The organism is Cobetia sp. PS-4MA (assembly GCF_057670765.1).
This window is the reverse complement of sequence record NZ_CM173107.1, coordinates 1,517,621-1,541,804: the sequence shown is the minus strand read 5'-3', so window position 1 is coordinate 1,541,804 and position 24,184 is coordinate 1,517,621. Positions and strand designations below refer to the sequence as shown.

21 protein-coding genes are annotated in these 24,184 nt (G+C 62.5%); 12 read left to right on the top strand and 9 right to left on the bottom strand.

Annotated elements, in window-relative coordinates:
- Positions 1-35: 35 nt before the first annotated feature.
- From AC26AR_RS06600 to AC26AR_RS06585, 4 genes are all read left to right on the top strand, one after another.
- Positions 36-347, top strand: a complete 312-nt coding sequence (locus tag AC26AR_RS06600) for a sarcosine oxidase subunit delta (RefSeq protein ID WP_054555966.1) — start codon at positions 36-38, stop codon at positions 345-347.
- A complete protein-coding gene (locus tag AC26AR_RS06595; protein ID WP_417286308.1) occupies positions 344-3,352 on the top strand; it encodes a 2Fe-2S iron-sulfur cluster-binding protein in 3,009 nt (1,002 codons plus the stop codon). The genes AC26AR_RS06600 and AC26AR_RS06595 overlap by 4 nt, the downstream gene beginning before the upstream one ends.
- Before the next feature lies 1 nt (position 3,353).
- Positions 3,354-4,055: a hypothetical protein gene (locus tag AC26AR_RS06590; RefSeq protein WP_404626970.1), complete on the top strand. Its 702-nt coding sequence runs from the start codon at positions 3,354-3,356 to the stop codon at positions 4,053-4,055.
- 141 nt (positions 4,056-4,196) lie between these two features.
- On the top strand, positions 4,197-5,039 hold the full coding sequence (locus AC26AR_RS06585; RefSeq protein WP_084208839.1) for an IclR family transcriptional regulator: 843 nt from the start codon (positions 4,197-4,199) through the stop codon (positions 5,037-5,039).
- A 214-nt stretch (positions 5,040-5,253) separates the two neighbouring features.
- Here the strand turns inward: AC26AR_RS06585 and amt are convergent, their stop codons facing one another.
- From amt to AC26AR_RS06565, 4 genes are all read right to left on the bottom strand, one after another.
- Complete coding sequence (gene amt / locus AC26AR_RS06580) at positions 5,254-6,600, bottom strand: ammonium transporter (protein ID WP_169477139.1); 1,347 nt, start codon at positions 6,598-6,600, stop codon at positions 5,254-5,256.
- 159 nt (positions 6,601-6,759) lie between these two features.
- The gene (locus AC26AR_RS06575) at positions 6,760-7,821 is read right to left on the bottom strand and encodes a heme-dependent oxidative N-demethylase family protein (RefSeq protein ID WP_404626969.1); all 1,062 of its coding nucleotides are present in this window, start codon (positions 7,819-7,821) and stop codon (positions 6,760-6,762) included.
- Between the two features lie 39 nt (positions 7,822-7,860).
- Positions 7,861-8,805 carry a PDR/VanB family oxidoreductase gene (locus tag AC26AR_RS06570; protein WP_404626967.1) on the bottom strand — a complete coding sequence of 315 codons (945 nt, stop codon included), beginning with the start codon at positions 8,803-8,805 and terminating at the stop codon, positions 7,861-7,863.
- Complete coding sequence (locus AC26AR_RS06565) at positions 8,790-9,476, bottom strand: dimethylamine monooxygenase subunit DmmA family protein (RefSeq protein ID WP_479399309.1); 687 nt, start codon at positions 9,474-9,476, stop codon at positions 8,790-8,792. The genes AC26AR_RS06570 and AC26AR_RS06565 overlap by 16 nt, the downstream gene beginning before the upstream one ends.
- A gap of 431 nt (positions 9,477-9,907) precedes the next feature.
- Between AC26AR_RS06565 and tnpA the strand changes: the two genes are divergently transcribed.
- The 3 genes from tnpA to tnpC all read left to right on the top strand — a co-directional run bounded on the left by tnpA (position 9,908) and on the right by tnpC (position 12,230).
- Complete coding sequence (gene tnpA / locus AC26AR_RS06560) at positions 9,908-10,276, top strand: IS66-like element accessory protein TnpA (protein WP_404625307.1); 369 nt, start codon at positions 9,908-9,910, stop codon at positions 10,274-10,276.
- A complete protein-coding gene (tnpB, locus tag AC26AR_RS06555) occupies positions 10,273-10,608 on the top strand; it encodes an IS66 family insertion sequence element accessory protein TnpB (protein WP_404625308.1) in 336 nt (111 codons plus the stop codon). Before tnpA ends, tnpB begins: the two co-directional genes overlap by 4 nt.
- Before the next feature lie 92 nt (positions 10,609-10,700).
- On the top strand, positions 10,701-12,230 hold the full coding sequence (gene tnpC / locus AC26AR_RS06550; RefSeq protein ID WP_488107768.1) for an IS66 family transposase: 1,530 nt from the start codon (positions 10,701-10,703) through the stop codon (positions 12,228-12,230).
- A gap of 351 nt (positions 12,231-12,581) precedes the next feature.
- Here the strand turns inward: tnpC and AC26AR_RS06545 are convergent, their stop codons facing one another.
- The 4 genes from AC26AR_RS06545 to glnT all read right to left on the bottom strand — a co-directional run bounded on the left by AC26AR_RS06545 (position 12,582) and on the right by glnT (position 16,992).
- A complete protein-coding gene (locus AC26AR_RS06545) occupies positions 12,582-13,922 on the bottom strand; it encodes an FMN-binding glutamate synthase family protein (RefSeq protein ID WP_404626963.1) in 1,341 nt (446 codons plus the stop codon).
- 14 nt (positions 13,923-13,936) lie between these two features.
- The gene (locus tag AC26AR_RS06540; protein WP_404626961.1) at positions 13,937-14,623 is read right to left on the bottom strand and encodes a protein glxC; all 687 of its coding nucleotides are present in this window, start codon (positions 14,621-14,623) and stop codon (positions 13,937-13,939) included.
- Entirely contained in the window at positions 14,623-15,540 is a 918-nt protein-coding gene (locus tag AC26AR_RS06535) for a class II glutamine amidotransferase (RefSeq protein ID WP_404626960.1), read from the bottom strand. The genes AC26AR_RS06540 and AC26AR_RS06535 overlap by 1 nt, the downstream gene beginning before the upstream one ends.
- Before the next feature lie 117 nt (positions 15,541-15,657).
- Positions 15,658-16,992, bottom strand: coding sequence for a type III glutamate--ammonia ligase (glnT, locus tag AC26AR_RS06530; protein WP_404626959.1), 1,335 nt, complete (start codon positions 16,990-16,992; stop codon positions 15,658-15,660).
- Between the two features lie 103 nt (positions 16,993-17,095).
- On the opposite strand from glnT, the gene AC26AR_RS06525 reads away from it, so the two are divergent.
- The 3 genes from AC26AR_RS06525 (at position 17,096) to AC26AR_RS06515 (ending at position 19,865) form a co-directional block, all read left to right on the top strand.
- Positions 17,096-17,449 carry a hypothetical protein gene (locus tag AC26AR_RS06525; protein ID WP_404626958.1) on the top strand — a complete coding sequence of 118 codons (354 nt, stop codon included), beginning with the start codon at positions 17,096-17,098 and terminating at the stop codon, positions 17,447-17,449.
- A gap of 230 nt (positions 17,450-17,679) precedes the next feature.
- Positions 17,680-18,825: an aminomethyl transferase family protein gene (locus tag AC26AR_RS06520; RefSeq protein WP_404626957.1), complete on the top strand. Its 1,146-nt coding sequence runs from the start codon at positions 17,680-17,682 to the stop codon at positions 18,823-18,825.
- A 329-nt stretch (positions 18,826-19,154) separates the two neighbouring features.
- Entirely contained in the window at positions 19,155-19,865 is a 711-nt protein-coding gene (locus tag AC26AR_RS06515; protein ID WP_279875709.1) for a helix-turn-helix domain-containing protein, read from the top strand.
- Between the two features lie 75 nt (positions 19,866-19,940).
- On the opposite strand, the gene AC26AR_RS06510 is transcribed toward AC26AR_RS06515, so the two are convergent.
- Positions 19,941-20,927, bottom strand: coding sequence for a LysR family transcriptional regulator (locus tag AC26AR_RS06510; protein WP_404626953.1), 987 nt, complete (start codon positions 20,925-20,927; stop codon positions 19,941-19,943).
- Positions 20,928-21,077: 150 nt separating this feature from the next.
- On the opposite strand from AC26AR_RS06510, the gene aptA reads away from it, so the two are divergent.
- Complete coding sequence (gene aptA, locus AC26AR_RS06505; protein WP_077377099.1) at positions 21,078-22,427, top strand: omega-aminotransferase AptA; 1,350 nt, start codon at positions 21,078-21,080, stop codon at positions 22,425-22,427.
- A 119-nt stretch (positions 22,428-22,546) separates the two neighbouring features.
- The gene (locus AC26AR_RS06500; RefSeq protein ID WP_404626951.1) at positions 22,547-24,037 is read left to right on the top strand and encodes a CoA-acylating methylmalonate-semialdehyde dehydrogenase; all 1,491 of its coding nucleotides are present in this window, start codon (positions 22,547-22,549) and stop codon (positions 24,035-24,037) included.
- Positions 24,038-24,184 lie beyond the last annotated feature (147 nt).

The following is a 24,184-nucleotide window of genomic DNA, read 5'->3' as shown; positions in this document are numbered from 1 at the left end:
TGGATGTACAAGAACAACGGTCAAGGATTTCCGCGATGAAGATCATGCCCTGCCCACTCAATGGGCCTCGAAATATCAGCGAATTCGTGTATGGCGGCGAGCTTGCCGACATGCCAGACCCCGATACCTGCAGTGACCGCGAGTGGGCCGACTACGTCTTCTTCAGCGACAACACCGCCGGTGTCGTCACCGAATGGTGGATGCACGCCGCCTCCAGCTACTGGTTTCTCGCCGAGCGTCACACCGTGACCGACGAGATCCTGCGCACCTTCGATCCCTCCGAGCGCTTCACCCAGCGCGTGGAGTTTCCACTGCACACTACGGACAGCTCGGGAGAACGCGCATGAACGCCAGAGTCCCCATGACCCGAGGCGCACGTCTGCCGGCCCCGCTGGGCCGACTGATCGACCGTGACACGCCGGTGACCTTCAGCTTCGATGGTGTGAGCTACCAGGGCTTTGCCGGCGACACCATCGCCAGCGCCCTGGCCGCCAATGGCCGCTGGCTGCTGTCGCGCTCCTTCAAGTATCACCGCCCGCGCGGCGCTCTGACCTTTGCCGGCCAGGATGCCAACACCCTGGTGCAATTGCCGGATGAGCCCAACGTGCTGGGCGACGAGCGCCAGATCAGCCCGGGGCTCGAGGTCACTGCCCAGAACGTCACTGGCAGTCTGGACAATGACCGCGACATGCGACTGGGCAAGTTCTCGAAATTCATGCCAGTGGGCTTCTATTACCGCGCCTTCTACAAGCCCAAGGGCGTCTGGAAGTACTGGGAGCCGCTGATTCGCCGCAAGGCCGGGCTCGGGACCCTGAATCTGGACGTGCGCGGCCACTATCACGACAAGGCCTATCTGTTCCACGACGTGGTGGTGGTGGGCGCCGGCCCGGCCGGCATGACGGCGGCGCTTGGGGCTGCCGAGGGTGGCGCCAACGTGCTGCTGGTCGAACAGGGCCGTCTGCTCGGCGGCGCCTTGACCTATGCGCGCTTCGACGCCGAAGGCCATGAGGCCAACCAGACACTGCAGACGCTGAGCGCGGCCGTCACGGCGCATCCGCGCATCGACGTGATGACCGAAGCGACCTGCAATGCCTGGTTCACGGACAACTACCTGCCGGTGATCCGCGGCAAGCGCCTCTACAAGGTGCGCGCCAAGGAATGCATTCTCGCCAGCGGCGCCTTCGATCAGCCGGTGGTATTTCGCAACAACGACCTGCCGGGCATCATGCTCGCCAGTGCCGCCCAGCGCCTGATGCAGCACTATGGCGTGTTGCCTGGCAAGCAAGGCGTGGTGATCACCGGCAGCGATGATGGCTATCTGGCCGCGCTGGACCTGATGGAGCACGGCGTCAACATCGTCGCGCTGCTCGACATGCGCGCCCAGCCCGATGATCCGAGCCTTGCCGATGCGGTGCGCCACTGCGGCATCGCCCTGAAGCTCGAGCACGCCATCTTCGAGGCGCAGGCGGAGAAGTCGCTGCATCACGTCACGGGCGTCGAGGTACGCAAGATCGTCGCGCACGGCGAACTGGCCGCCGAGGGAGAGGTGATCCCCTGTGATCTGGTCTGCATGACGGCGGGCTACATGCCGGTCTACCAGCTGGCCTGCCAGGCGGGCGCCAAGCTCTCCTATCTGGATGACGATGCGCGTTTCAGCCTCAGCGGCCTGCCGAAACATTTGCACATGGCAGGCTCCGCCAATGGCCTCTATCACCTCAAGGACGTGATCGCCGATGGTCAGCGTGCCGCGAGCGTCGCCCTGAACGGGCTTACCGTGGCGGGCAAGGTCGTGGATGTCACGCTGGAGGCGAGTGAGCCGGCGGTCGTTACGCCGTCACGCCCCTTCCGTCAGCATGGCTGGCCGCTGTTCGCGCACCCCAAGGGCAAGGAGTTCGTTGATCTGGACGAAGACCTGCAGATTCGCGACATCCTCAATGCCACCCGCCACGGCTATCGCGACATCCAGCTGGTCAAGCGCTTCTCGACACTGGGCATGGGTCCGTCCCAGGGCCGTCACTCGGCACTGCCGGCCGCGCGTCTGGTCGCCGAAGCCACCCAGCGCACCGTCAGCGAGACCGGCGTGACCACCGCGCGCCCGCCCTTCGTGGCCGAACCGCTGCCGCTGCTGGCCGGTCGCAGTTTCGCCCCCTACCGCCAGACACCGATACATCAGCGCCATCTGGCTCTCGGTGCCAGCATGATGCCGGCCGGCCACTGGGCGCGCCCGGCCTTCTATGGCCGCCCCGAGCAGCGCAATGACGCCATGCAGACCGAGGCGCTGGCCGTGCGCAACGGCGTGGGCCTGATCGATGTCTCGACCCTCGGTGGCATCGAGCTGCGCGGGCCGGATGCCGCCGAGCTGCTCAACCGCCTCTACACCTTCGCCTTCCTCAAGCAGCCGGTGGGTCGCACACGTTACGCCACCATGGCCAACGAGCAAGGCGTGATCATCGACGATGGCGTCTCGTGCCGCCTCGGTGAGGAACACTTCTATGTCACCGCCACCACCAGCGGCGTGGACCGTGTCTACCAGCAGATGCTGAAGTGGAATGCCCAGTGGCGACTCGATGTCGATATCACCAACGTCACCGCCGCTTACTGCGCCGTCAATCTCGCCGGGCCCAAGGCCCGCGAGGTGCTGAGCAATGTGTGTCGCGACATCGACCTGAGCCCCCAGGCCTTCCCCTATCTGGAGCTGCGCACCGGCCATCTCGAGACCGAGCTGCTGGGCACGCAGGGCAGGATTCCCGCCCGCCTGCTGCGGGTCGGCTTCGTCGGTGAACTGGGCTACGAGATCCACGTGCCGAGCCGTTTCGGCGAAGCGCTGTGGGACCTGCTGATGCTGGCAGGCGAGCAAGCCGACATCCGCCCCTTCGGCGTCGAGGCCCAGCGTCTGCTACGTCTGGAAAAAGGCCACATCATCATCGGGCAGGATACCGATGGCATGAGCCATCCCGGCGAGATCGGCCTTGAGTGGGCAGTCAGCCACAAGAAGCCCTTCTGTGTCGGCCGTCGTGCGATCGAGATTCTTGCCGCCCAGCCCCAGACCCGCAAGCTGGTCGGCTTCATGCTGCCCAAGGACAGCCCGCAACCGCTGGAAGGTCAGCTGGTGCTCAGCGGCGGGGAACAGAGCGCCGACGCCGCCAAGCCCGGTGGCGACATCACCGGCAACGTGACCTCGTGTGAATACAGCGCGACGCTGGGTGCCATCATCGGCCTGGCCTACGCTGGAATCGATAGCAGTACGCCCGGCAGCAAGATCACCATCCGCACCCAGGGCGACGTACTGGTCCAGGCCGAGGTCGTGGCACTACCCTTCTTTGATCCCAAGTCTGCCCGCCAGGAGCTGTGAAATGACGACATCAATGACGGACCACCTGGATGGCGCCACGGCGTTGGCGCGCTGTGCAGTGCCAGCAAGCCTCACTGGCGCGTCGACAACCGACGAATCAAGTGATTCGGTGACGGCAACCGTTCTCAGCCACTGCGCACTCGCCGACATGAGCGCTCTGGGACGCGCAGGCGTTCGCGGCCGCGAGGCCGCCGACTGGCTGGCCTCGCTGGACTTCACGGTACCGGATACGCCCAATACGGCAAGGCTCCAGACGGATGGCAGCTGGCTGGTCAGGCTGTCAGTGGGCGAGTTTCTGCAACTGACGCCGGCCATCACTCCCGATGCGGGCGTGGCCGACCTGCCGCTCATCGCGCAGGCGGATGACGCACTGGCCCGGGGCAGGCGCGTGCATTCCCTCCCACGGCGGGATTCCCACGCCTGGTTCAGCCTGAGTGGCAGCAGCGTACCGTCGCTGATGGCCAAGCTGTGCGGGATGGACCTGCGCAGTGAGGCCTTCCCGCCCGGGAGCGTCGCGCAGACGTCAGTGGCACGCACCAACGCGATCATCGTCAACGTGGGAAGCCATCAGTGCCCCTGCTTCCACCTGCTGTTCGACATCGCCTCCAGCCACTATCAGTGGGGCGTCATGCTCGATGCCATGCGCGAATACTCGGGGCAGACCGTGACAGCCGCTGCCCTGCTGGCCCATCATCACGGCTAGCGATTGCGACGCAACCTTGGCATCCGCTCGCGCATGCCTCTCACGCTGTCACCCGCTCCCCGTCGTCGTCTGAGTTCCAGGCAGCGACGGGGAGACTGCGTTTCACCTACGGCTCGCCATACGCAGCAAAAGGAACCAGGTATGCCCGATTCCCACGCCTCGCTCCCTTCCGGGCAGGATGTCGTGACCGATGACCCATCGCTCTCGACCGCGCCTGCTCGCGAGAATGATTACACCGTGCCTGCGCTGTTTCGCGGGCTGAGAATCCTCGAGATGTTCAGCAGCAGGCGCAAGGTGCTGACCACCAATGACTTCGCCGAGGAACTGGGCACCACCAATTCGGCCATCTACCGTATCGTCATCACCCTCACCGACATGGGCTATCTCAAGAAGATCGCTCGCAACACCTATGAACTGGGGCCACAGGTCATCTCGCTGGGCTTCAGCTATCTGGCCAGTCGGGATCTGGTCGAGGTAGTGGCGCCCCACCTGGACACCCTGCGCGATCAGACCACCATGTCATGTCACCTGAGCGTTCGTGAGGGCACGGATGCCATCTATCTCTACCGCGCCTTCGCCGCACAGCGCATGTCGGTCAACATCCCCATCGGCTCCCGTCTGCCGTGTCATGTCAGTGCCATGGGGCGCATCCTGCTCACGGTGCTGGGCGAGGATGAACTGCAGCAGCTCTATCGTCAGATCCGTCTGGATGACTACCCACCGCCGGCGCCCCAGAACCTGCCGGCCTTGAAGGATGCCATCGAGGAAGCCCGCCGCCAGGGATGGGTGGAAAGTCGCTCCGACTACGCCACTGCCATCGCCACGGGGCTTTATGACCATACCGGTCATCTGGTGGGCGCCATCAATATCTCGGGCCCCGATGCGATGATGGCCGACGAGCGCCGGCGCCTGCTGTTGCGCGGCGCGCTGATGGACTGCGCCCGCCATATCAATCATGAGCTGGGGGGACTGCACCGCCGCTGACAGGCAGTTTCCGTCTGGTCGCTGCTTGTTCATCCCGGGACGTCCATCATCCCTCTTGTTTCCCCCTCCTTTCCCTGTCCCTTGCCCACCCTTTCCCCTTACGCTCATCCTGGAACACGAGAAGGCCCGCCAATTGGCGGGCCTTCTCGGATCACACGCTGACAGGACTCACCTCACTCGGGGAATCCAGCACTTGGGGGGGGGGGGGGCAGACTCAACGCGCCGCCCCCTTGAGCACCGCAGCCGGAACTGCAGCGCTCGCCTTGCCGGCATGCCCGGACGCAGTGCCTTCTCCCTGTGACGGGGAGGACATGTTCACGAACTCCGGGTAGGCTCCCATGCCACATTCGTGCATGTCCATGCCTTCCAGTTCCTCTTCCTCGCTGACACGCAGGCCACCGCAGACCTTCTTGATCACCAGCAGCGCCACCAAGCTTGCGCCGAACATCCAGGCGAAGATGATCAGCGTGCCCAGGATCTGGGTGCCGAAGGCCGCATCCGGATTGGAGAACAGCACCGCCATGATGCCCCACAGGCCTGCGGAACCATGCACGGAAATCGCACCGACCGGGTCATCGATCTTGAGGCGATCAAGCCCCACTACCGACAGCACCACGATGATGCCTCCCACTGCGCCGACCAGCACCGCAAGGCCGGCAGACGGCAGCAACGGCTCGGCAGTAATCGAGACCAGACCGGCCAGGGCACCGTTCATCACCATGGTCATGTCAGTCTTGCCGAACATGGCGCGTGACAGCAGTGCCGCGGCCACCATCCCTGCCGAGGCCGCGGCATTGGTGTTGACGAAGATACGCGCCACGCTGTTGGCATCATCGAGACTGGCGATCTTGAGCATCGAGCCGCCATTGAAACCGAACCAGCCCATCCACAGGATGAACATGCCCAGCATGGCGATCGGCAGATTGGCACCCGGAATGGCACGTACCTTGCCGTCCACGCCGTAGCGCCCCTTGCGCGGACCGACCAGCAGCACCGCCGCCAATGCCGCCGCCGCGCCCGCCATGTGCACGACCACCGAGCCTGCGAAGTCCTGATACCCCATCGCATCCAGGAAACCGCCGCCCCACTTCCAGTAGCCTTCCACCGGATAGATGACCGCGACCATCACCACCGCGAAGATCAGAAACGGCCACAGACGCATGCGTTCCGCCACGGCCCCCGAGACGATGGACATGGTCGCGGCGGCAAACACCGCCTGGAAGATGAAGTCCGCCATGCTGGAGTAATAGGCCGCCCCTTCGCCAGCACTGATGTCGCTGAGGGTATTGTCAGCGCCGAGCATGAACGACAGCCCCGGAATTACGCTGCTGATGGCATTGTCACCGGGATACATCACGTTGTAGCCCACCACCAGGAACACTAGACAGGCGATGCCATAGAGCAGCGCATTCTTAGTCAGGATCTCGACGGTATTCTTGGAGCGCACCAGCCCGGATTCCAGCATCGCGAAGCCGCAGGCCATGAACATGACCAGCGCGGTACACATCAGGAAGTAGAACGTATCCAGCGCATAGCTGAGTTGGAGCACATCGATATTCACCAGCGTTTCCCCTTTGTTGTTATTCGCAAGCGCTTTCGTCAGCGGCTTGCGATCCATGCCCTATCACGCCCTCGGTGCCGAGGGCTGTATGCCGAGAGCTCTTTATCAAGAGCTCATTATCAGGAGCTCTTAGCCAGAGCGGCTTGCCCGCAACGTGGCCTAGACCGCTGCCTGCGCCGTCGCCTCGGCATTGGCCTTGGCCGCAACGCTTGCCTCGCGGGCTTCCAGCCACTCGAGCACGCTGGGCAGATAGCGCGTCAGCCCCTTGTAGTCGATCAGCTCCGCCGGCAGGGTCTTGAGCACCTTCAACAAGCGCGACTGCCAGACCGGGTTGGTACACAGGTCCTCGAGGCTGATCAGATAGGTGCGGATACCGAAGAACAGCGCATAACTGCGCGGCATGCGCACCAGCGTCTGCAGCTCGACGCGCAGATGCACATCACGACCGGCGTTTTCGGCGGTGATGGTGGTGCGATCACTGCCCCACTCGGCATAGGTCTCCGGGGAGCTGTCCATGCGCGGATGGATGGTCATGGTCCAGTTGAGGCGTCGCACCGGCCCGCCGACCTGGATGGCGCACAGGTATTTGAGCGCGCGATCGAACACGCCCATCTCATGCGCCAACGGCACCGGACCATGCCACTGCTTGAAGCTCATGCCAGCATCGAAGGCCAGTGACCAGTCCGCCGGACAGGTGATCATGCCGGCGTCCATGAAGAGGTCACCGTCGCGCTGGTCGAGCAGCGCGATATCGCCCTGCATCTGACGGCCGATATAGTCCAGTGGCGGCAGTGGCAGGCTGGCGTCATCGCCCATGCGGAAGCTCTGTTCCATCTCCAGCAGATGGTTGCGCCACACGCAGTCATCGCCGTCGCGCTCGAAACTGAAGGCCTGCGGATAGTCCCGGGCGTAGTGCGTCATCACGAATTCCAGGAAGTCCCAGGCTGCCGGCTGCATGTGCGGCATCACCAGGCAACGCTTGGGGTCCTTGGCCAGCACCCGCTCACGCTCAGCGATCTCGCTCAGATAATGCTCATCGATATCCAGCATGTGCTCGGTGATGGAACCCGGCTTGCCCGGCAAGACATGTGGCTCGATATTGACCGAGTAACGGTACTCATCTTCCGGGAACGGGAAGGGAAAACGCTGGATGGCGTAGTCGGAATTCTTGAAGGTGAACTGACCATGGAACGCCTGGTCATCTCGCGGGGAAAATTGCATGTTCCTGCTCCTTGGGGGTCCATCTCGCGAAAGACGGTTTCAGAGATCCAGCACCAGCCGCTGGCTGCGTGCCCGGGAAACGCAGGGCATCACGCAGCGCTGACTGGCCCGCTCCTGTTCATCGAGGAAGGCGTCACGGTGTTCCGCCTCCCCCTCCAGCATCTCGACCCGACACTGTCCGCAGACCCCGCCGCGACACAGGCTCGTCACCTCGACACCGCTGCGCTCCAGCGCTTCCAGCAGGGATTCCTGGGCACCGACCGCCACTTCCACGCCGCTGCCACGCGCCACGGCCATGAAGGGAGTCCCCGGCTCCGGGGCGGCAAAGACCTCGTGATGGATGCGCGCGAGACTCCAGTGCAGCTCGCGCGCCGCGTCCTTCACGGCATCGATCATGGCCTGCGGGCCGCAGAGATAGACGTGAGTGCCGGCGGGCTGACGCGCCAGCAGGGCCTTGAGATTCGGACGCTCGAGACGGTGCTGGGTGATGTTGCCACTCGCCAGATAGGGCGCGGCCTCCGGGAAGCGGGCGACGTCGAGGTCCTGGCTGCGCAGGTGCAGCTCCCAGCTGCCGCCACGACTCTCCAGCTCCGGCAGGTAAGAGAGAAACGGCGTGATGCCGATGCCGCCTGCCAGCATCAGGTGGTGACGCGCCTGCCAGTGCGGCAGAAAGAGGTTGGCCGGCGGGCTGAGCTCCAGCTCGTCCCCGACCTTGACGCGGGAATGGATGGCTTCGGAGCCCCCACGCGAGACCGGCTGACGACGCACCGCGATGCAGTACTGCGAGGGATCATCCGGCGGGCTGATCAATGAATAGGCGTTGCGACACACCCGCCCTTCTCCCGGAATGCCCAGCACCACATGACTGCCCGGCGAGAACGGCGTGAAGGGTGAGGCCTCATCGGCAGGCACCAGAGTGAGACGGCGCACGCTGCTGCTGAGCTGATCGACCGCGGCGACCCGCGCCTTCATGAAGCGAGACATGGTGCCACCTCCTCCTGTGGGGGAATCTCTCCCGGCGCTTCCGCATCGATTCGCACGCCCATGTAGGCGCCGAGACGCTTGGAAAAATGATCACGCACTTCCAGCATCAGGCCGCAGCCATCACAGGCTGACGGCGAGTGAATGACGTGCTCACTGACCTGCTGGCAGTGCACGCAGAACACATGCCGCCCCAAGGCAGCCACCGGCAGCATCACCATGTCATCCAGCAACAGCCCCTGCTGCTGAGCCAGATTGGCGACCTGCCACACGAAATGCTCACTGCCGATGATGACCAGACACCCCGCCGCGCCTACCTCGCCGATGGCACCCGCCAGCGCATCGCAGGCTAGGGGGCGATCATCGACGTCGTACCAGCGATGCAGGCGGGCGCTGTCGGCGGGCCCCGTGGGCAACGCCTCTGTTGCCGGAGTGGATTGCGAGGTGCCTCCCACCTCGCGGCTACCGAGCTGCCCCAGCAGCGTACTGATCAGCTGACAATGCATTTGCAGTTGCTGACGGGCGTTGCCCGCCGCCTCTCCAGTGCCTGGCAGGCTCTCGGGAGACTGGCACGCCACCAGATACCGTTGGGCATCGGGCAGCGCCTCGATGCGTGGATAGTGTTGCCGACTTCGAATCCCGGCAGTGACAGAGGATGATTGCGGGCTTTTCATGACACGACCCTGCTCTGAGAAATTGTCCTTGTTGTAATGCCGCCGTCTTGACGATGACGTGCATCCGACTACCACTCCATTTCATGAGCATATTTCGTGCCATTGATGGCAAAATCATTGCTCCACATAGCCGACATAATTACCTGAAACCCCCACTTCACATATGAACAATCAATAGAGATATTCACGCACCAAAACAGAACACAAAACTCATTAAAAACGGCTTACATTCACCATTATTGCCCTGACCAAACCTCACCTCATAAGCCAATCTCTACGCCTGACATATTTCTCATTTAATATCTTCAAGATGCTGAAATAATGGAAAAACTTTATCTTGGTAGAATGTAAGCGATCGGTGATCCCATCTACCACAGAGACCTGAATTCCGTCACGTTAGATGTCCACCTATCAATAAGTGGACACTTATCATGACGGAATTAAGCGTGTTGGAAGTCCCTCGCAAGCGTCGCCGCTTCACTGCCGCCTTCAAAGCCAAGATCGTCGAAGCGTGTCAGCAACCCGGTACCTCCGTTGCCGGAGTGGCTTTGGAGCACAGCCTGAATGCCAACCTGGTCCACAATTGGATCCGTACCACTCGTCAGCAAACGGCTGTGCCAGAAATACCGGCGTTTGTACCGGTGCCCATGGTCCGCGATTTATCACCGGACACTCCCCAGCATCAGGTGGCGGACCCTATTCGCCTCACCATCCCGCACCCCAACGGCCCGATGGTCATCGAGTGGCCTGCCTCGGAGGCCGACACCTGTCGATCTCTGATTCGGGAGCTGCTCGCATGATCCGCATCGACGAAATCTGGCTGGCTACCCAACCCCTGGATATGCGGGCCGGCCCGGACACTGCGTTGGCCAGGGTAGTGAAGGTCTTCGGCATGGCTCGCCCGCACTGTGCTTACCTATTCGCCAACCGGCGCGGCAACCGCATGAAGGTGCTGGTCCACGATGGCCTGGGCACCTGGCTATGCGCCAGGCGCCTGAACCAGGGCAAGTTCCACTGGGCTGACAACCGACATGGCGATTGCGTCGAGCTCTGCCCCGAGCAGGTCATGGCACTGGTGCAGGGCCTACCCTGGCAGCGTCTCGGCACCGACGGCGTCATCTCTGTGGTCTGATACGCCAGGCCAGGTACGGCACAGAACCTACCGGCCCGCTATTCGCTGATGCGCCAATCCCACTGCCTTCGGCGGACTGGCATACTGGTGGAATGACGACACCCCCCGACCTGACTCAACTCTCTCCTGATCAGCTCCGCCACTTGGCGGCAACGCTGATGACGCAGGTGGAGGAAAAGGAGAAAGCGCTACGCCACAGCGAGCAGGTCAATCAAAAGCTGACTTATGAAATGGCATTGCTCAAGCGCCACGCCTTCGGCAAGCGCAGCGAGCAGCTCAATGTCCTGCAGATCAGCCTGCTGGAGGAGGGGGTGGATGCCGACATCGCTGCCATCGAGACCGAGCTGGAAGAGCTCCACCTCCCTGCTGCCACGCCAGTGGCAAGGAAGACGCCCAAGCGCACGCCCTTGCCTACCGAACTACCGCGCACCGAGATTCATCATGATCCGGAGAATGATCATTGTCGGTGTGGTTGTCAGTTGCGGCGGATCGGCGAGGAAATCAGTGAGAAGTTGGATTACACGCCGGGCGTGTTCCACGTCGAGCGACATATCCGTGGCAAGTGGGTCTGCGACCAATGCGAGACACTGACCCAGGCACCGATGCCGGCGCAGATCATTGACAAGGGCATCCCCACAGCCGGCTTGCTGGCCCAGGTGCTGATCGCCAAATATGCTGATCACCTGCCACTCTATCGCCAGGAGCAGATCTTCGCCCGCGCCGGCGTAGCGATTCCGCGCTCCACCCTGGCCGAGTGGGTCGGCACCTGCGGGGTGCGACTTCAGCCGCTGATCGATGCACTGCGTGAAATGTTGCTCAACGAGCCGGTGCTGCATGCCGACGAAACGCCGGTACCGATGCTGGCCCCTGGCAAGAAGAAGACGCACCGCGCCTATCTCTGGGCCTACGCCACCACACCGTATGCCGAGTTGAAGGCCGTAATCTACGACTTCAGCGAGGGACGCGGCGGTCAACATGCCCGCGACTTTCTCGGGAAGTGGCGGGGCAAGCTGGTCTGTGACGACTACAGCGGCTACAAGCAGAGCTTCGCCAACGGTGTTACCGAGATCGGTTGCATGGCCCATGCCCGCCGCAAATTTGTCGATCTGCACGTCGCTGGCAAGAGCCAGATCGCCGGGCAGGCTATCGAACTGATCGGTCAGCTATACCAGGTGGAGCGTGAGGTACAGTCACTCAGCGCAGAAGAGCGTCAACGGCTACGGGAGACGAAAGCAAAGCCCATCGCCGATACGCTACATCGCTGGATGCTGGCGCATCGCGAGAAGGTCCCGAATGGTTCGGCGACGGCGAAAGCGTTGGATTACAGTCTGAAGCGTTGGGCTGCGTTGACGCGCTACCTGGATGACGGCGAGTTGCCGATCGACAACAACCGGGTGGAGAACCTGATTCGCCCCTGGGCGCTGGGTCGTTCAAACTGGCTGTTCGCCGGATCACTGCGCAGTGGCCAGCGTGCTGCCACTATCATGAGCCTCATTCAGTGTGCCAAGCTGAACGGCCATGAGCCCTATGCCTACCTGAAGAATGTGTTGGAAAGGCTGCCGACCCAAAAGGCCAGCCAGGTCCACGAGCTCCTGCCCCATCATTGGCAGCATACTGCTTGATCACTCGCAAGCGGTGATGCCCGAACGCTTACGGTAGAATCACGATCCCACAATCCACACGACACTACATGCTTCTCCACCGTCAGCATTCTGATGCACTTTCGCTTGCATGATATTGGCCTTTTTCCTTGATTGTACTCACCACCAAAGAAAGCGCCTCACCGAAGAGTGAGGCGCTTTGATGACTCAATATCGCCAGGTCATACCGGAGAAGACTTCCCGTATCGTGACAACTTTCCCGGACAACACTCCAGCGAGCTTGCTGACAAAAGACTCCGCACCTTTACCATCACAATCATGCGTAATGTCAGCCATGCCCAAACACGCTCATGCACAATGGAGATCGTGTCATCAGTAACCGCCCTGTCCCGGCACCCAGTTGGTGCCCGCCAACGGAACACGTGCCATGGCGGCCGCTTCCACATTCAGGGCGACCAGATCTTCCGGCTCCAGATGATGCAGGTGTGACTTGCCACAGGCGCGTGCCAATGTCTGAGCTTCCAACGTCAGCACGCGCAGGTAGTTGGCCAGGCGCTTGCCGGCCGCGACCGGGTCTAGTCGCTGGCTCAGCTCCGGGTCCTGGGTGGAGATACCGGCCGGGCACTTGCCATCCTGGAAGTCATCATAGAAACCGGCGGCGGACCCCAGCTTCTGATACTCCCCGGCGTAACGCGGATGGTTGTCGCCCAGCGCGATCAAGGCGGCGGTACCGATCGCCACGGCGTCGGCACCCAGCGCGATCGCCTTGGCCACATCGGCGCCGTTGCGAATCCCGCCGGAGACGATCAGCTGTACCTCACGGTGCAGGCCCATCTCCTGCAGTGCCTGCGTGGCCTGGGGGATGGCGGCCATGGTCGGGATACCGACATGCTCGATGAAGACATCCTGGGTGGCGGCGGTGCCGCCCTGCATGCCATCCAGCACGATGACATCCGCACCTGCCTTCACCGCCAGCTTGACGTCATAGTAGGTACGGGTCGCACCGATCTTGACGTAGATCGGCACCTGCCAGTCGGTAATCTCGCGCAGCTCGGCAATCTTGATCGCCAGGTCATCCGGGCCGGTCCAGTCCGGGTGGCGACAGGCGCTGCGCTGGTCGATGCCCTGCGGCAGCGTGCGCATGCCCGCGACTCGCTCGGAAATCTTCTGGCCCAGCAGCATGCCGCCCCCGCCGGGCTTGGCGCCCTGGCCGAGCACGACTTCGATGGCATCGGCCTTGCGCAGGTCGTCCGGGTTCATGCCGTAACGCGACGGCAGATACTGGTAGACGAGGCGCGAGGACTGGCCGCGCTCTTCCGGGGTCATGCCGCCATCGCCGGTGGTGGTGGAGGTGCCGATTTCCGAGGCACCACGCCCCAGCGCTTCCTTGGCCTGGGCGGACAGGGCACCGAAGCTCATGCCGGCGATGGTCACCGGCGTGCTGATCACCACCGGCTTCCTGGCATGGCGCGTGCCGAGCACGACTTCGGTCTCGCACTTCTCGCGATAGCCTTCCAGCGGATAGCGCGACATGCTGGCGCCGAGGAACAGCAGGTCATCGAAATGCGGCACCTTGCGCTTGGCGCCCCAGCCTCGGATATCGTAGATTCCCGTCTCCGCCGCGCGCTGGATCTCGTGGATGACATCGCGGCCGAAGGTCGCGGATTCGCGCAGTGCCGGGTTGTAGGGCTGTGTTTGAGTCTCGTCGGTCATGTTGGGCATCCTGATCAGTAGGCTGAGGCGTTGTCGACCTTGAAGTGATAGAGCTGACGCGCAGATCCGTAGCGCGTGAAGCTGGCCGGGTCTTCATCGATACCGGCACTCGCCAGCAACTCCGCCAGTTCTTCCAGGTGCTCGGCACGCATGTCCTTGGCGATGCAGTCCGCGCCCAGCGATGCGACCGTGCCCTTCACGTAGAGTCGCGCTTCATAGAGCGAATCGCCGAGTCCTTCGCCGGCATCGCCGCAGACCACCATGCGTCCCGCCTGGCCCATGAAGGCACTCATGGCCCCGATGTTGCCCTTGACGACAATATCCACGCCCTTCATCGAGATACCGCAGCGCGCCGAGGCATTGCCTTCGATGATCAGCAGGCCACCATGGGCGGTCGCGCCCGCGGACTGGGAAGCATCGCCCTTGACCCGCACGCAGCCGGACATCATGTTTTCCGCCACCCCGACCCCGGTGTTGCCGTGGATGGTGACGCTGGCCTTCTGATTCATGCCCGCGCAGTAGTAGCCCGCGTGGCCATCGATATCGACACTGATAGCGTCATTGATGCCGCAGGCGATGTTGTGGGCGCCGTCGGAATTGACCACTCGCCACTCACGCGCGTCCTTCAGGATGTCGGCATCGTGCAGGGCCTGGTTCAATTCGCGCAGCCCATCAACGGCCAGATCGTGAGTCTTCATCATTACGCGGCCTCCGAACGGGCGGTGTCATTTTCCCACAGATACAGGCGGCCGGGTTCCGGCTCCCACACGCGGGCATCCTTGATGCCCGGCAAACTGGCCAGGGCGCGGTATTCCGAGGCCATGGCCACGTAATCATCGGTCTCGGCGATCACGGCAGGCTTGCAGGCGATCGGGTCACGCACCACGGCGAAGCCATCACGGGTGCCGATGGTGAAGGTGAAGAAGCCATCAAGGTCCTTCAGGGCGCCGGTGATCGCGGCTTCCAGACTGTCGCCCTGCTCCAGACGCCAGGTCAGGTAGCCAGCGGCGACTTCGGAATCGTTGTCGGTCTCGAAGCTGATGCCCTCACGCTTGAGCTTGGTGCGCAGCCAGTTATGGTTGGACAGCGAGCCATTGTGGACCAGGCACAGATCACGCCCGGTGGAGAACGGGTGGCTGCCCTGCAGGGTCACGGCGCTTTCGGTCGCCATGCGGGTATGGCCGATGATGTGGCTGCCCTGCATGCCCTTGAGGCCATAGAGGCTGGCGATATGGGCCGGCAGGCCCACTGCCTTGAGGATCTCGATGCTCTGCCCCACGCTCAATACGCGAATCTGCGGGGCACTGTCGGCAAGCCAGCTACGCACGGCGCTCTCTTCCCCGGCGATCTTGAATACCGCGACACTGGCATTGCTGAACCAGTCCGCCACCGTGCCGACCTGCTCGCCCAGGCCCTTGGCGATCGCCTCCCAATCCTCATCGACACCATCGCTCTGCAGCGTCAGCTTGATGCCAGCGTCAAATTCGTCGCCATAGATGGCGAAGCCGGCGCTGTCCGGGCCGCGATCCGTCATCGCGATCAACATCGGCTCGAACAGCTCCCCCAGGCGCGATTCCAGCGCCGGGTTCTTGAGATAAAGCCCTACGATTCCACACATGGTGATGTCCTCTCACGGGCAGGAGGCGTCTCCTGCCTGGTGTCTTGAGCGTGGTGGTGACAGTGGCGACCCTCGTCTGACACGACCCGCGAGATCCGCGAGCGCCGCCGGATGAGATCAGAAGAATTCGGCGTAGCGCTGGACTTCCCAGGCACTGACCTGCGCGTTGTAATCCCGCCATTCCTCGCGCTTGAGGCGCATGAACTCGGCGCAGATCCCCTCGCCCAGGCTCTCGCGCAAAATGCTGTCCGCCTCGAGCGCATCGATGGCCAGGGCCAGATTCTGCGGCAGCGTCTCGATGCCTTTCTCGGCGCATTCGCTCGGGGTCAGCGAGTAGAGATTGATGTTGTGGGGCGTGCCCGGATCCAGCTTGCGTGCCACGCCATCCAGCCCCGCGGCGATGATGGCGGCGTGCACGAGATAGGGGTTGCAGCCGGCGTCCGGCAGGCGGAACTCGAGGCGACCATAGGGCACACGCACCATGGCCGAGCGGTTGTTGTCCCCGTAGGCGACGAAGACCGGCGCCCAGGTCGCGCCGCTGGTGCTGCCACCCCCGACCAGACGCTTGTAGGAATTGACGGTCGGCGCGGCAAAGGCACACAGCGCCGGGGCATGTGCCAGCAGTCCGCCGAGGAAGTGGTACGCCAGCGGTGACAGGCCCATGCCCTGGGTGTCGGAGTCATCGCCGAAAAGGTTGCGGCCGGTGTCATCACACACGGACAGGTGGAAGTGCATGCCATTGCCCGGGCGGTCCGCCAGCGGCTTGGGCATGAAGGAGCACACCATGCCCAGGTCATTGGCGATCTCGCCGGCGGCCATGCGCACGAAGGTGAAGCGGTCTGCCGAGGTCAGCGCATCGCTGTAGGTGTAGTTGATCTCGAACTGGCCATTGGCGTCCTCGTGATCGATCTGATAGACGTCGAAGTCCACCGCCTGCAACGATTCGACCAGACGCTCGAGGAATTCACGCGAACGCGACAGGCCCTTGTAGTCGTAGCAGGGCTTGGCGAGGGTATCGCTCTCATCCACCGGCAACAGCTCACCCGCTTCCCCCCGGCGGAACAGTGAGAATTCCGGCTCCAGCCCAGTATTGAGCGTCCAGCCCTTCTCCTTCAGGCGCTCCAGCTGCTTGAGCAGTACCACACGGCTGTCGTTGGCGAACGGTTCCCCATTGACATAGCCATCACAGGCCATGCGCGCATAGCCCGGCTGCCACGGTACCAGGCACAGCGAGTCCAGATCGCCACGCGCCATGAAGTCCGGCCCCTCCGGCGACATGCCGAGACCACTGACGGCGAAGCCGGCAAAGCCCGCGCCCTTCTCGACCACATCCATCAGGCAATTGGCCGGCACGGACTTGGTCTTGGCAGCGCCATGAATATCCACGAACTGCGCCAGCAAGTAGCGAATATCGTGATCCTTGATGAACTGTTGCGCCTTTTCGGGTGACATCTGGGTTTCCTCTGAGAGCGGACCGGGTTCCATCTCCCTCGACACTGTCTGCCACCCCGGGAAACCTGACCCCTTGTGGTGACTCGCCACGTCAAGATAGCGGATGAAACGAGTTTTTGTGATTCCTGCTGGTCAACTTTATTTCCCCCAAAGAAAAGCATGCAGCATGCCATTTCGCCAGCTGCCACCCAGAACCTTTCATCAACCTCCTGTTTTGCATGGAAATTTATTTTCCGAACTTGTTTTACCCCACAGAAAACGCCAAGTGATCCTGATTAAATTCCTGCCCGTTTCTCGAAATAGGCATCATTTCGGTGCCCAAAGCTCCCCTCTTCGCACCAGCATGACGCAAAGCGCTGATATTCACGCCCGAATTCGTGCTGCCAATCGCCGTCTGACTCGCTCAAGGGTTGCCGTGGCCATGGCCTTTGACGGAATTGGCAAGCCCCTTGCTTAACCATGAAGAATGTTTCTTTCCTTTCAAGAATGGACACTCATGCGATCAGGCAAGGCAAGCAGCAGGCACAAGCCCTTGTGAAGCGCCTGAAGAGGCGCCTGAAGAGGCGAAAGAACAACAACACCTCCTGCGGCGAATGCGCGTCTTGCGCGCCATCTTCGCCAGCACCAGCAGGACTACGGCACCACCCACTTACGCTAGGCAGCACGACTCACAGGAGAAAGGGACGCATGGCGAATTCATGGCGCATCTCGGCACTGGCCGAACAACACCGCAAGCTGGGCGCGGAGCTTGAAGACTGGAATGGCATGGGCACCGCCTGGAATTACGCCGTCTCGGACACGGCCGATGACCACGAGACCATCCGCACCCGCGCCGGTCTGATGGATGTCTCGGGACTCAAGAAGATCCACTGCAATGGCCCGCACGCCCAGGCCGTGCTGGATTACGTCACCACGCGGGACATGTCCAAGCTGTATCCGGGCAAATCGGTGTATGCCAGCGTCTTGAATGAGGCCGGCAAGTTCGTCGACGACTGCATCGTCTATTGCCTGGCGCCGAACTCCTACCTCGTGGTGCACGGTACGGGCACCGCGAATGAAATGCTGGCCAAGAGTGCCCTGGGGCGCGCCGTCAGCCTGACCTTCGATGACGACATGCATGACATGTCACTGCAGGGGCCGGTCGCGGTGGATTTTCTGGAGCGTCACGTGCCGGGCATCCGTGAGCTGCGTTACTTCCACCATCTGCAGACCCAGCTGTTCGGCTACCACGTGATGATCTCGCGCACCGGCTACACCGGCGAGCGTGGCTACGAGATCTTCTGCAAGGCCAAGGACGCTCCCTCTCTGTGGGAACAGATTCTCGAAGATGGCGCCGACATGGGCATCAAGCCGTGCAGCTTTGGCACCCTTGACTGGCTGCGGGTCGAGAGCCACCTGCTGTTCTACCCGGCGGACAATTCCGAAACCTACCCGTATCCCGACCAGCCGGTGGGCGATACCCTGTGGGAGCTGGGCCTGGACTTCACCGTCTCGCCGGGCAAGACCGAATTCCGTGGCGCCAGCGAACACTTCGCGCTGCAGGGCAAGGAGCGCGTCAAGGTCTATGGCGTGCTGCTGGACTCGAAAGACGTCGCCCAGATTGGTAACAAGATCTACGCCGACGGCAAGTGCGTCGGTGTCATCACTCAGGGCATGTACTCGCGCCTGAGCGATCGCTCCATGGCGCTGGCACGTCTCGAACCCGGCTATGCCGAGCATGGCACCCCGCTGACTCTCAAGACCGGCACTGACGGAGAGACCAGCCTCTCGGCCATCAGCCATTCCCTGCCCTTCGATGACCCGGAAAAGGCCAAGCGACTGGCTCGCGGCTGAGCACACGCACCATGTTGGGCACTGCAAGACCTGCAGTGACAACCGGGTGATGTGGCAGGACGCATTGCGAACGCAAGACGCAAGAGGCCTCCTCGACGTGACGTCGAGGAGGCCTCTTGCCTCACACCCAGTCCAGGTGATTGAGCAGGACTCTCGAAAGGTACTCCCGCCCCCTTGGCAGACATCAAGGATGAGGGTTGACGGCAAAGTTGGTAATGTCACGCCATACCCCGCTCGCGAGCCGATGCGCCGCATGCCTCACAAGGGCATGCCGCGTCCTCGCCGGCCATCCCCTTCCCATTGCCACCCTCTCCGCTACAGGAGTCATCATGCCGCGAAAATCCCCCGCTCCCTCCGAGAAGTCGGAACAGGACAGCTCCGACACTCTGCCCCGTGAACCAGCGACCGACCCCGCTGCGCAGTCAGAGAGGAAAGACACCATCACGGCGGCAGCTGACGAGACGCGTCTCGGACTTGAGCAGCACATCGCACGCGCGCTCAAGCAGCAGCGCGTCTCGCAGGGCTACAAGATTTCTGACGTCTCGCGTATCGCCGGTGTCAGTCAGGGCATGATCAGCAAGGTGGAGAACGCCCAAGTGTCCACCAGTCTCGATACCCTAAACAAGCTGTGCAATGCCTTGAGCCTGCCGATCTCGAAGCTGTTCAGCGATTACGATGTCAATGGGCGTGGTGCCCAGCACATCAAGGCCGGGCAAGGCATGCAGGTGGTACGCACCGGCACGGAAGTCGGCCATGCCTATCAACTGTTGAGCTACAAACAAGGCCCCAAGAAGCGCTACGAACCCTTCCTGATCACCATGGATGATGCCAGCGAAGTCTTCCCCAACTTCTGTCATGCCGGGCATGAATTCATCTATCTGCTGTCAGGACATCTCACCTATCGCCACGGTGACAAGTTCTATGAGATGGGCCCCGGCGATAGCCTGGCCTTCGATGCCGGCGTTCCGCATGGCCCCGAGAAGTTGAACGAGGTGCCGATTCAGCTGCTGTCGATCATTCACTACGACGACAACGAATAGGTCATCCGCTTCACCGCGCCTGATGACCCCGACAGTCTCCCCGCCCCTGGATGGCCCACTTTCCCTGGTGCTGGTTCATGACCGGCCCTCCTTAGTAGATGGCGCTTTCCGTGTCGGTGTCGCCTGGCGCAGGGCGTCCAGCTCGGTCAGATAACGCTCCAGCACCAGATTGGGTGCGCGGCTCTTGCGCGTGATGGCGCTGTAATAGGTGACATAGGAGTTGGCCACCGGGCTGAGCGCCTGCATCTGGCCATCGCGCACCCAGCGCTCGGCATAGTGGGTGGGCAGATAGCCGAGATAACGCCCGGAGAGCACCAGAAAGGCGATGCCCTCGCGGTCGGTCGCCGAGGCGGATGCCCTGAGTGGCTCATGCAGCGCCTTGATCGTGGGTGTCTGCGCGTAGGCAGGCAGCACGGCATCATGCTGGCGTATTTCCTCCTGCCCCACCGGGCGTCCGCGCGCGCGAGTGTCGCCTTCCCGGGGCTCGCGAAACAGCACATGGCCCCGCGCGCAGTAAAGGCAGGAGGTTTCCTCGTAGAGCGAACGATACTCGAGTCCCGGCAGCGTCTTGAGCGTCGGGATCACGCCGGTATGCAATCGCCCATCCAGTACGGCGCGCTCGATCTCATTGGGCGGGATCATGCGGATGTTGATCTTCACTTCCGGACCGTGCTTCTTGAGTGCGCTCAGGGCGTGAGTGATGTGCATCTCCGGCATAGTGACCAGGTTGTCGGTGATGCCGATGTTCAGCTCGCCCTTGAGCCAGGCGTGCAGTCCGTTGATGCGCGTGCGAAAGCCTTCCGCCGCTGCCAGCATCTGCATCGCGGCTTCATGGACGTCTCTTCCCTCATTGGTGAGCGCAAAACCACTGCGACCCCGCTGGCAGAGCTTGAGGCCAAGCCGCGTCTCCAGGTCACTCATCGCCATGCTGATGGCGGAGCGACTGATATTGAGCTCGATCTCGGCCGCCGAGAAGCCGCCGCACTCCACCACCTTGCGAAAGATGCGCAGCAAGCGCAGATCGGCATCGCCAAGCTGTCCTCTCATGCCGTCCTTGCGCATGGTCTGCCCTCCTGAGTTCCACGATATGGAAAGTTAAGTAAATGCTTTCCTGAAGATAAAGACAACGGCATTTATCTTATCAAAAGGGCTTTCTAATCTAGCCAGACAGGAGCCGAGATCCAACAACAACAGCACTCTTCGGGAGACATCATGACCGCCTTCGACACATCCCCTTCCGCCCAGGCAGGATTGAGCAAGGAACAACTTGACGCCTACTGGATGCCCTACACGGCCAATCGGCAGTTCAAGCAGGACCCACGCATCATCACCAAGGCGCAGGGTGCCTACTTCACGGATTCCCGGGGACGCCAGATCTTCGATGGCCTGTCGGGTCTCTGGACCTGCGGTGCCGGCCATTGCCGCCCGGAGATCGCCGAAGCGGTCAGCGCACAGCTGCGCGAGCTGGATTACGCGCCATCCTTCCAGTACGGCCACCCCAAGGCCTTCGAGCTGGCACATCGCATCACAGGACTGATGCCCGAGGGGCTGGATCACGTCTTCTTTACCGGATCAGGTTCCGAAAGCGCCGATACCTCACTGAAGATCGCGCGCGCCTACTGGCGCAAGAAAGGCAAGCCGACCAAGACCAAGCTGATCGGTCGCAGCAAGGGCTATCACGGTGTCAACTTCGGGGGCTTCAGCGTCGGCGGCATCGGCGCCAACCGCACGCTCTATGGCCAGGGGGTCGATGCCGACCATCTGCCGCATACCCTGCTCAAGGAAAATGTCTTCACCCCCGGCATGCCCCAGACCGGTGCCGAGCGCGCCGATGAGCTGCTGGAGCTGATCGCGCTGCATGATGCCTCCAACATCGCGGCCGTCATCGTCGAGCCGATGGCAGGCTCCGCCGGCGTGCTGCCGCCGCCAGTGGGCTACCTCAAGCGACTGCGCGAGCTGTGTGACCAGCACGATATCCTGTTGATCTTCGATGAGGTCATCACCGGCTTCGGGCGCATGGGCGCCATGAGCGGCGCCGAGGAATTCGGTGTCACACCGGACATCCTCAATGTCGCCAAGCAGCTTACCAATGGCGCGGTGCCGATGGGTGCCGTGGTCGTCAAGGGCGATATCTACCAGACCTTCATGGACAACGGCGGCGCCGATTACATGATGGAGATTCCCCACGGCTACACCTACTCCGGTCACCCGGTGGCGTGTGCCGCGGCACTGGCGGCTCTCGACGTGCTCGAGAATGACCAGCTCATCCCCCGTGTCCGTGAACTGAGCCCGGTGTTCGAGAAGAAGCTGCACGAGCTCAAGGGCACTCGCTACATCAGTGACATTCGCAACTACGGCCTGGCCGGTGCTCTGCAGGTCGAGGCCTATCCCGGCGAGCCGGCGCGGCGTCCCTACGAGATCGCCATGCATTGCTGGAAGGCCGGCTTCTATGTGCGTTACGGCGGCGACACCATCCAGCTGGGCCTGCCGTTCATCACCGAGCACGATGAACTGGACCGTCTGATCAATGCCCTGGGCGATGCCTTCGCCGCACAGGACTGATGATCGACGCTTAAGACTGACAATCACGTTCAGGACTGACGATCACGTTCGGACTGGCGAGCGACGCCAGCCCCATCACTGCCCTTTTTCTTGCAAGTCATCTCATGGAGCCCACAACAATGAAAACGCTCGGTCACCTCATCAACGGCAACCTCGATCACAGCGAAGGCCGTACCCAGGACATCTTCAATCCCTCCACCGGTGAGGTCGGCGGTCAGGTGCGCCTGGCCAGCAAGGCGACCGTCGAGGAAGCCATCGCGGCCGCCGCCGCCGCCTTCCCGGAATGGCGCAACACGCCGCCGATCAAGCGCGCCCGAGTGATGTTCCGCTTCAAGCAGCTGCTGGAAGAGCACGCCGACGAGATCGCCCGCCTGATCGGCCAGGAACACGGCAAGATCTGTCACGATGCGCTGGGGGAACTCCAGCGCGGCATCGAGAATGTCGAATATGCCTGCAGCGCTCCGGAATTGCTCAAGGGTGAGCACAGCCGCAATACCGGCCCGGGCATCGACTCCTGGAGCGAATTCCAGCCACTGGGCGTCGTTGCCGGCATCACGCCGTTCAACTTCCCGGCCATGGTGCCGCTGTGGATGTACCCGATGGCGATCGCCTGCGGCAACACCTTCGTCCTCAAGCCCTCCGAGCGCGACCCGACCTCCACGCTGTTCATCGCCGAGCTGCTGATGGAGGCTGGCCTCCCGGCCGGCGTCATGAATGTCGTCAATGGCGACAAGGAAGCCGTCGATACGCTGCTGGATGACCCTCGCGTACAGGCGGTCAGCTTCGTGGGCTCCACGCCGATCGCCGAGTACATCTACAGCCGCGCCGCCGCCAACGGCAAGCGCTGTCAGGCCCTCGGTGGTGCCAAGAACCACGCCATCGTGATGCCGGACGCCGACATGGAATACGTGGCCAACTCACTGAATGGCGCCGCCTTCGGTTCCTCCGGTGAGCGCTGCATGGCGCTGTCCGTCGCGGTGGCCGTGGGCGATGACGCCGCCGACAAGCTGATCGCGCAGATGAAGCAGCAGATGGAAGGCCTTAAGGTCGGTATCTACAGCGACAAGGGCAATGATTTCGGCCCGCTGATCACCGCGGCGCATCGCGACAAGGTGGTGGGCTACATCGATAGCGCCGAGCAGCAAGGCGCAAAGGTGGTGGTCGATGGCCGCAATCCGCAGGTCGAAGGCGGCGAGAACGGCTTCTTCGTCGGCGGCACCCTAATTGATGGTGTCACCCCGGAGATGACCTGCTATCAGGAAGAGATCTTCGGCCCGGTGCTGCTGGTCGTGCGCGCCGATTCGATGGAAGCCGCCATGCAGCTGATCAATGATCACGAATACGGCAACGGCACCTGCATCTATACCCGAGATGGCGAAGCCGCCCGCTACTTCAGTGATCACATCCAGGTCGGCATGGTCGGCATCAACGTGCCGCTGCCGGTGCCGGTCGCCTATCACAGCTTCGGTGGCTGGAAGCGCTCGCTGTTCGGCGATCTGTCCGCCTACGGCCCGGACGCGGTGCGCTTCTATACTCGCCGCAAGACCATCACCCAGCGCTGGCCTTCCGCCGGTCTGCGTGAAGGCGCCCAGTTCGCCTTCCCGTCCTGATCGATCGCCTTCCCGGCCTGATCCACGGATCATTGCCTGGTGACAACTGCGCCGGACAGCCCTGCTGTCCGGCGCTTTGGTGTGCGCATCACGCGAGATCATGCCGGCAGTCAGCCGCCGCCCCTTGCAGTGGCCAGAAACGACTCC